At 68.9% G+C, this 6,033-nt stretch carries 3 protein-coding genes and 1 pseudogene; 2 read left to right on the top strand and 2 right to left on the bottom strand.

What is annotated here, in order from left to right; all coding sequences use genetic code 11:
• On the top strand, positions 1 to 3,781 hold a 3,781-nt coding region (locus F0Q34_RS22585; RefSeq protein WP_149814388.1), incomplete at its 5' end, for an autotransporter outer membrane beta-barrel domain-containing protein.
• Positions 3,782 to 3,793: 12 nt separating this feature from the next.
• Here F0Q34_RS22585 and F0Q34_RS21325 read toward each other — a convergent pair.
• Positions 3,794 to 3,976, bottom strand: a pseudogene (locus tag F0Q34_RS21325) (IS481 family transposase); the annotation flags it as partial.
• Positions 3,977 to 4,230: 254 nt separating this feature from the next.
• Positions 4,231 to 5,124 (bottom strand): LysR family transcriptional regulator, encoded by an 894-nt coding sequence (locus F0Q34_RS21320; RefSeq protein ID WP_149814387.1) that lies wholly within the window; start codon positions 5,122 to 5,124, stop codon positions 4,231 to 4,233.
• A 94-nt stretch (positions 5,125 to 5,218) separates the two neighbouring features.
• On the opposite strand from F0Q34_RS21320, the gene F0Q34_RS21315 reads away from it, so the two are divergent.
• Positions 5,219 to 6,033: PrpF domain-containing protein (locus tag F0Q34_RS21315; RefSeq protein ID WP_149814386.1), on the top strand; the 815-nt coding region annotated here is incomplete at its 3' end.

Below are 6,033 nucleotides of genomic sequence, written 5' to 3'. Positions count from 1 at the left end.
GCTGAAGAACCTCGGCACCGCAGCGACCGGCGGCACGAACTCCGTGGCCCTGTCGGCGATCAGCGTGGGCGGCGGCGGCGGCACGGGTGGCGGCTTCCAGGGCGGCGGCACCGGAACGCTCAAGGCCAGGCTCACCGTTGGCGGCACGGGCGGCGCCGCGGGCGCGGGCGGCACGGTTGGCGCCATCAACGGCCCTGGGGCCCGCATCGCCACCTCCGGCGATGGCTCGCACGGCATTCTGGCCGCCAGCATCGGCGGCGGCGGCGGCATTGGCGGCACGCTGGCCGCCGAGCACAAGGCGTTCGACCAGTCCTTCGCTTTTCTCGGCACGGCGGTGAAGGCGATCGAGAAGCTGGAGAAGGACATCAAGGACCTGGCCCTGCACAGCACCGGCAAGGCCGGCGATGTGGCGAAGAAGGTCAATGCCGGGCTTACGGATGAGGAGCGGAAGCAGGTCCTGACCACGATCAAGGACATCCTGGTCAAGGCGAAGGACAATGCCGTCAAGAACAACCCCTATTACGCGGCCATCGCCAACTCCTCCTTCTTCACCGGGCTGAAGGAGCTGGAGACCGCCTACAAGAAGAACTCGGCCGCGGCGCAGGAATGGCTGAAGAGCAAGAACGACGCCAAGCTGCCCGATGCCGGGCTGGAGGTGAGCGTCGGCGGCGGCGGCGGCGCCAGCGGCGCGGGTGGCGAGGTGAAGGTGCGCAATGACGGTGCCATCCTCACGCTGGGCGACCTGGCCCAGGGCGTCTCGGCGCAATCGGTCGGCGGCGGCGGCGGCTCGGGCGGCGGGGCCTTCGCATCGGGGGACAACAAGCTCAACCTGGACGTCATGCTGGGCGGCGGCGGCGGTGCCAGCGGCGCGGGCGGCAAGGTCGAGGTGGTCAATGCCGGCCGGATCGAGACCGCGGGCGGCATGGCCTTCGGGCTGATGGCGCAGAGCATCGGCGGCGGCGGCGGCATCGGCGCCGGATCGACCACCGAGACCAACAAGAAAACCACCCTGACCGCGACGATCGGCGGCAGCGGCAAGGCGGGCGGCCAGGGCGGCGTCGTTTCCGTGACCAACAGCGGCATCATCGTCACCACCGGCAAGGAGGCGAGCGCGATCGTCGCCCAGAGCGTGGGCGGCGGCGGTGGCATCTTCGGCATGAACCCGGCGAATGCGACGCCGGTGGCGACACCCGAGGCGGTGGAGGCGCTGGATGCGCTGAGCGACCTGATCGGACTGGTCGGCATCACCGCCGACACGGTGGGCGAGATCAGGGAAACCGGCGGCTCGAACCAGCTCCGCTCCGGCAGCGTGACCCTTGGCGGCTCAACGGGCGCCAGCGGCGCCGGCGGCGGCGTTACAGTGACGCATGGCGGGCAGATCCTGACCAGCGGCCAGGGCGCGGCCGGCATCCTGATGCAGTCGATCGGCGGCGGTGGCGGCATCGCCGGCGATGTCGGCGACACCAGCGGCTACAGCTATCGCATCAGCCTGGGCGGCTCGGGCGGCGCCGGCGGCAATGGCGGCGCGGTGCGCCTGACCTTGGGCGAGGGCGCGGGCATCGAAACGCGGGGCGACGGCGCCATCGCCGTGCTGGCGCAATCCATCGGCGGCGGCGGCGGCTATGGCGGCGTGCCGGGATTGCAGGGGCAGACCTCGCTCGCCCTGGGCCGGGAAAGCGCCAAGGGTGATGGCGGCGCCATCGCCGTGCGGCGCGACATGCAGGGGGGGCGTGGCTTCAGCATCCTGACCCATGGCGCCGCGGCGCATGGCATCGTGGCGCAGAGCCTGGGCGGCGGCGGCGGGCTGATCGGCGGCACCAGCGCCGCCCTGCTGCCACTCGGCAGCGACGCGGCCCCGCGTCCGCTGGCGGGCGGCAAGGGCGGCGCGGTGCGCATCGATGTCGATGGCGGCATCACCACCCTCGGCTCCAATGCCTACGGCGTCTTCGTGCAAAGCGGGGTGCAGAAGACGGATGGCTCGCTTGACCGTTCGCGGGAAGGCGGCGACGTGTCGGTCACCGTCGCGGGCTCCGTACAGGGCGGCAGTGGCCAGGGCGCGGGCCTTCGCATCGACGGCGGCGCGGCCAATACGGTCGAGATCCTGTCCGGCGGCAGCGTCTCGGCCCTATCCGGCGTCGCCATCCTGGGCGGCCATGGTAGCGAGAGGGTGACCAATCACGGGCTGGTCGCGGGCGATGTGGACCTCGTCGCCGATGGCGGCGCCAGCGCCAACAGCTTCGACACCATGGCAGGCGGCACCTATCGCAGCCGGGCGGGCGCGGGTCTCGTCCGGCTCGGCACGGACGGCGTCTTCGGCAATTCCGGCCTGTTTGACATCGGCGGCCCAGGCAGCGCCGCTGGCGTGACCGTCGTGGGCCATTACCAACAGGCCGCCTCGGGCACGCTGCTGGCCGAGATTGGCGTCGATCCCAGGACCGGCGCAAGGCTGGAAGACAAGCTGCAGGCCGAAGGCAGCATGAGGCTGGATGGCACCTTGCGCGCTGGCATCCTGCAGGCGCTGCTGCCGGGGCAGTATGCGGTCGCCTCGGCCATGGGCGGGCTTGAGCTGGCGCCGGGCTTCGCCGCCACATCGGCGGCCCCCGGTGTCGTGCCCCTGCGCTGGGCGATGACGCAATCGGGCAACACGCTGTCGATCAGCCCGCAGGCGGATTTCCGCAACCCTGCCGGCGTCGATCTGGGCAAGGACGCGGCCGCCATGTCCAGTCAGATCCAACGATCCTGGGACGCGTCGAGCCTCGGCCAGGCCGAGCTGTTCGCCCGGCTGCTCACGTTGTCCGATCCCACCGCCTATGCCGGCGCGCTGGACGACCTGGACCCGGAGGTCACGCATTACGAAACCGCGCTGCGTGTTGCCAATGCCCGCAGCAGCCTGCGCAATTCGCTGAGCTGCCCAGCCTTTGATGGCGACACGGTGATGCTTTCTGAAGGGCAGTGCGTCTGGACCTTGGTGGGTGGCAGCGTCACCCGGATGGCCACATCGGCGCAGGATAGCGGCTTTCGCATGAGCGGGGTGAGCTACCGCCTGGGCGCGCAGCTGGAGCTCTCGCCAGGCTGGTTCCTCGGCTATACGGGCTCCTACGGCACCGGCCGTCTGCGCGCGGATGAGGCGGGCAGCGGCACCACCAGTGACTATGTGGATGGCTCCCTGGCCCTGAAGCGGCAGTTGGGGCCGTGGCTCTTCGCGCTATCCGCCACGCTCGGCCACACCGAGCAGGACAACCGCCGCTTCATCGATATCGGAGGGATGCAGGCCACTGCACGCAGCAAATCCGAGATCTGGTCAACCGGCGCCAGGCTGCGCGCAGCCTACCAGTTCGGCCTCGGCAGGGCCTATGTCCGCCCGATCCTCGACCTCGACCTGCTGCACCTGTCGATGCCCGGCTACAATGAGCAGGGCGCGCCGGGCATGGATCTCAGGGTCCGCTCTTCCTCCAAGACCATGCTGGCGGCGAGCCCGAGCATCGAGTTCGGCGCCCGCCTCGACCTGCGGGAAGACCTGTGGGCGCGGCTCTATGGCTCGGTTGGCTTCACCGTCCTGTCGAGCGATCACTACATGACCTCATCCGCGTTCCTGGGGCAGGGCCCGGTGGGCGAGGATGTGCGCATCGCCTCCCGCATTCCCGACAAGCTCGCTGATTTTTCCGCGGGCCTTCAGCTTGGCCAGTCGCATGGCGTCCAATTGTCGCTGGCCTATGAGGCTCATGTGGGCACCGGCTTCCTGGCGCATACGGGCAGCGGGCGCCTGACCTACCGCTTTTAAGGCCACAACGCTTCAGGATATCCAGGCGCTTGATCCCGGGATGAGGTAATGCGGGTCGATCTTGGAGATGGTGGGCTCCTTGGCCCAGGCTTCGCAAACAGCCTGGAATGGAGTTCGCCATCGGAGCGCCTTGAGGTGCCTGGCGAAGTTATGGGCCGTGATGAAGGCCAGAAGGTGGGCCTTCAGCTTCTCCAGCAGCAGCACCGCAGCTGCGCTGCCCTGCGCCTCATGCGCCAGCAGATGGGCACGCCATGCGGCAAAGTTCAGGATGCATGGCGCCCAGCCCCTCCAGATGCAAGCTGAGGCGGAGCACATTGACCGGCGGCTGCATCAGAGGCCCGGCAGCCCGCCCAGCAGGGCGAAGACGGACTCATTGGCCGGAATCAGGTTCCAATGCCGGTCCACCGCCAGGACCGGCGCTCCAGGGCCTGTCGCGCCATGGGCGTAGCTCAGGCCCGCGTCATATTCTGTTCCAGCAGATCAAGCAGCGCTTGCGCCGCTGGCGCGGGAACTGCGCCATGCCGCAGTACCACGCCGGTGGCACGGTCGATCCTTGGATCCGTCAGCGGGCGCGCAACCAACACGGGATGCGGATCGCGCGGCAATGCCAGGCGCGGCACCACGGCGACGCCAAGCCCGGCCTCCACCAAGCCGAGGCTGGTGGAGAGGTGCTCAGTCTCGTAGCGCCAGCTGGGCTGAATGCCGCGCGGCAGAAGTGCGCGGTCCAGGATGAGCCGGTTGCCGGAGCGGCGTGACACGCCCACCAACGTTTCGTTGTGCAAGTCCGCCCACTTCAAGCCGCGCTTCTTCGCCAAAGGATGGTCGCGCCGGCAAGCCAGAACAAAAGGGTCGTGCCGCAGCAGGCGGAATTCTACTTCCGGGTGCGCGGCGCCTTCCATGCCAATTCCGAACTCTGCGCCACCCGTTGCCACCGCGTCGATCACGCCATCGGCCGAGAGATCGATAACGCGCACGCGAATATGGGGAAAACGCCGGGCGAAATTGGCCAGGGTCGCGGGCAGGAAGTAGTAGGCGGCGGTGGGGATGCAGGCGATGGTGACCAGCCCGCGGCGCCGTGCCGCCGTTTCCCGGATACCCAGAAGGCTTTCTTCCAGTTCGTCCAGCAGGCGGCGCGCGCGGGGCAGGAACTCGCGCCCAGTCTGCGTCAGCGCCACGCGACGGGTCGAGCGCGTCAGCAGCGCCACGCCAAGTTCTTCTTCCAACGCCGAAAGGCGGCGGGACACGGCAGGCAGGGACAGGTGCAGCGTGTCCGTCGCGCGTGTCAGGCTCTGGGCCTCCGCGACGGCGACAAAGGTGCGGAGCTGGTCGAGATCGATGGCCATAGTTGTTTCACGCGCAAGAATACCTGCCATCTTTGCACTTCAGTGACAGGAAGATCCAGCGCAGAACAGGGGCAACGATACGGGAACGACCTCCATGCAGATCCGCATCCCCTGCGTGCTGATGCGCGGCGGCACCAGCCGCGGCCCCTTTTTCCTTTCCGCCCATCTGCCAGCCGAGCCGGCGGCGCGGGACGCCACATTGCTCGCGGCCCTCGGCTCCCCCCATCCGCTGCAGATTGATGGCATCGGCGGCGGCAACAGCCTGACCAGCAAAGTCGCCATTGTCGGGCCCTCGGCAGAGCCTGGGGTGGATGTGGAATACCTTTTCGCCCAGGTATCCACCGACCGGGGGCTGGTGGACACCCGTCCCAACTGCGGCAACATGCTGGCCGGGGTCGGGCCCTTCGCCATTGAATCCGGCCTGGTGGCGCCACGGGCGGATGAGACGCTGGTGCGCATCCGCAACCGCAACACCGGCGCGCTGGTGGAAGCGGTGGTGCAGACGCCAGGTGGACAGGTGACCTATGAGGGCGAGGCCAGCATTCCCGGCGTCCCTGGCACGGCGGCGCCCGTCACGCTGCGCTTCCGGGATGTCGCAGGGAGCAAGACCGGCGCGCTGTTTCCGACAGGACAACGGCAGGAGGAGATCGACGGCGTTCCGGTCACATTGATCGACGGCGCCATGCCAATGATGCTGGTGTCCGCACGCGCCCTCGGCATTGGTGCCACCTTGCCGCCGCAGGAGCTTGAAAGTCAGCCGATGCTGATGGCGCGCATCGAGGCGTTGCGGCTGGAAGCCGGCCACCGCATGGGCCTGGGCGACGTGTCATCCAGCGTCATCCCCAAGCCAGCGCTGGTAGGCCCTGGCACGGATGGCGCCACCATCACCGCCCGCTACCTGACGCCGCA

The organism is Teichococcus oryzae (genome assembly GCF_008386565.1).
GTDB classification, from domain to species: Bacteria; Pseudomonadota; Alphaproteobacteria; order Acetobacterales; family Acetobacteraceae; genus Pseudoroseomonas; species Pseudoroseomonas oryzae.
The sequence above is the reverse complement of the archived record's forward strand: the minus strand, read 5'-3'. Positions and strand labels throughout refer to the sequence as shown.